Source organism: Oleiphilus sp. HI0123 (assembly GCF_001635315.1).
Genome location: NZ_LWGE01001472.1, coordinates 1 through 2,369 on the forward strand (window position 1 = coordinate 1; position 2,369 = coordinate 2,369).

At 43.4% G+C, this 2,369-nt stretch carries 3 protein-coding genes; 2 read left to right on the forward strand and 1 reads right to left on the reverse strand.

The features are described from left to right. Positions 1-937: integron integrase (locus A3761_RS19360; protein ID WP_068750711.1), on the reverse strand; the 937-nt coding region annotated here is incomplete at its 3' end. A 760-nt stretch (positions 938-1,697) separates the two neighbouring features. Between A3761_RS19360 and A3761_RS19365 the strand changes: the two genes are divergently transcribed. Together A3761_RS19365 and A3761_RS19370 are read left to right on the forward strand one after the other, a co-directional pair. After that, the gene (locus A3761_RS19365) at positions 1,698-2,048 is read left to right on the forward strand and encodes a TRL-like family protein (RefSeq protein ID WP_068633991.1); all 351 of its coding nucleotides are present in this window, start codon (positions 1,698-1,700) and stop codon (positions 2,046-2,048) included. Positions 2,049-2,169: 121 nt separating this feature from the next. Then, a partial coding sequence (locus A3761_RS19370; RefSeq protein WP_156491958.1) for a membrane lipoprotein lipid attachment site-containing protein occupies positions 2,170-2,369 on the forward strand: 200 nt, incomplete at its 3' end.

Sequence of the window (2,369 nt, forward strand, 5' to 3'; positions counted from 1 at the left end):
CGTGTGTGTAGATCTGGGTGGTTGAAATATTGGAATGCCCCAACATTTCCTGAATTGCCCTAATGTCTGTTCCCGCTCGTAGTAGGTTGGTAGCAAAACTGTGCCTAAAGGTATGGCAGCCAGCCTTTTTATATATGTTAGCGAGCTTCAAAGCCTCTTTAATCTTCCGTTGAACCGCACGCTCACCTAAATGGTGACGGCGATAAATACCAGCTCGCGGGTCCTTCGAAAGCGAATTCGCCGGAAACACGTATTGCCATGCAGGGGCTGTTGCAGCATTCGGATACTTACGTGCCAAGGCACCCGGAAGATAGACCGCCCCATAGCCCTCTTCAAGATCTTTCGCGTGCAGCGCGAGTGCATAGTCTATTTGAACTTTTAAGGGCTCAATCAAGGACTTGGGAAGCAGCGTGCGCCGCCACTTTAGCCCCTTAGACTCACGCACTATTAGGCAGTTATTTGCAAAGTCGATGTCTTGAACCCGCAAACGAACCGCCTCCATGACCCTAAGGCCAGCCCCATACATCAGCTTTGTTAGCATAAGGTAAACGCCATCTAACTTACCTATTACCGCCAGCGCCTCGGCATGACTAAATACCGTAGGAATTGTTTGCGGCTGGTTGCTCAGCTTGAAATCAAGATCACCTAGCTCAATCTTCAAAAACTTATGGTACATAAAAACCAAGGCATTGAGCGCAGTCTTCTGCGTATTGACCCCGGCGCTCTGATCGAGCGCTAAAGAACTCAGAAACTGATCGACCTCGACAGCCCCCATTTCCTTGGGGTGCCTTTTGTTGTGAAAACGAATAAAACGTATTACCCAATGGCAATAGGTTTTCTCGGTCTTATAGGCCATTTGTTTACTACGAATAAATGCTCGAAACTGATCAATAAAGCGCACGGGCTTTTTAGGGAGAGGTAGTGGTATATCATCCATAAAACTAATCCTTTAGTTTAAGAGTGAGTCAAAATAGCTATGAAAAGCGACCTCCTGTCGTATATCTATAGCTACCGTTAAAATACGGTAAAAGCTATTTAAAAACAAATAATTATGAAGGCTTGTAATAAAAGGATAGGCGACACGAGTCGCACTTTGTAAATTGCAAAAACTTTGGACTTCATCGGACTCCAGAAATGATGTAGGATTCGTGTGATATAGAATTTTTTTAAAAAAGGATATACGACAAATGGATATACGACCTTATGTCGTAGATTCAAATGTTAAATGTTTTTTGGCCTTTAGGTTTAAGGCTCAATACTCGGCAAGGAGTGCTCGTTTCTTTTCATACATTCCTCCGTTTAAGTTTTTAGGGTAAGTGGCACGGTTTCCCGCTGTTCCGCTCCGCTGTTTAAGTTTCTCAGGTACATTTTAATTTGTAGAGGCTTCGTCGGTGGTGTGTTCCTAGGGAATCCGGTAAAGTCGTCAACTTAATTATTTTAGCCACAGGCAACGAACTAAAGTTCCGCCTTCGGCTACACAACGTGGTGTTGTTCTACTTGGGTGTTCTAAAACATCTAACCAGTTCATCAAACATCACTCCGGCCACAAAGAAACGTGGCCTGCGTTGGACGCACGATAGAGCCGTGCGCCGTTTATAAAAGCGTTAGGTGAAAAATTAGTAGGCAGCATTAGTTTCAATAAGATAAAATCTCGGTTCAACTTAAATCAATAACTTAAAATTAAGGAAAATCATAATATGTTAAAGAATAAACTGTTTGGTTTCGTAATAATCGTATCAGCCTTATTTATGTCAGGGTGCGCAACGAACCTGTTTCCAGGAGGCCCAACCCCAGCTGGTGTAATTATCACTAATGTGAAAGGCCCTGCTCAAAACTTAACCGTAGCAACCGATAAAGATGCACAGAGTTCAAAAATGGGCTCAGCGAGTGTATCTGCAATTGCTGGTTTATTTGCATTTGGCGATGCAAGTATAGATACAGCCATGAAAGAAGCCGGCATCACAAAGGTACATCACGTAGATCATCAAGTTAACTCTTTTCTATTTGGTCTTTGGCTACAAAACACAACCATCGTGCATGGAGAGTAAATATAGTACCACCTAACAAGTGCAGCTTGCGGAACTACGTGAGCTGTCACGTTTTGTGCGTTGCACAAAAAGCGCCATCACACTCCGTCCGCAACTGCAGGCGTTAGCTTTAAAGGTGCATATGCAGAAACAAAAAGGAGAAGAAATGAAGAGGATGTTTTTGGGATTCGGAATCCTAGCAATTTTGTCTGGTTGTGCTTCCAATCCACTTGAAAATCCAACTGCTCAATCTTGTGCAGAATATTACAAGGCCGGAGATAAACAAACCGCAGAGGCTGTATGCGGTAAAATTTCAAGCCGGGGTAATTCTGATGGCTATTA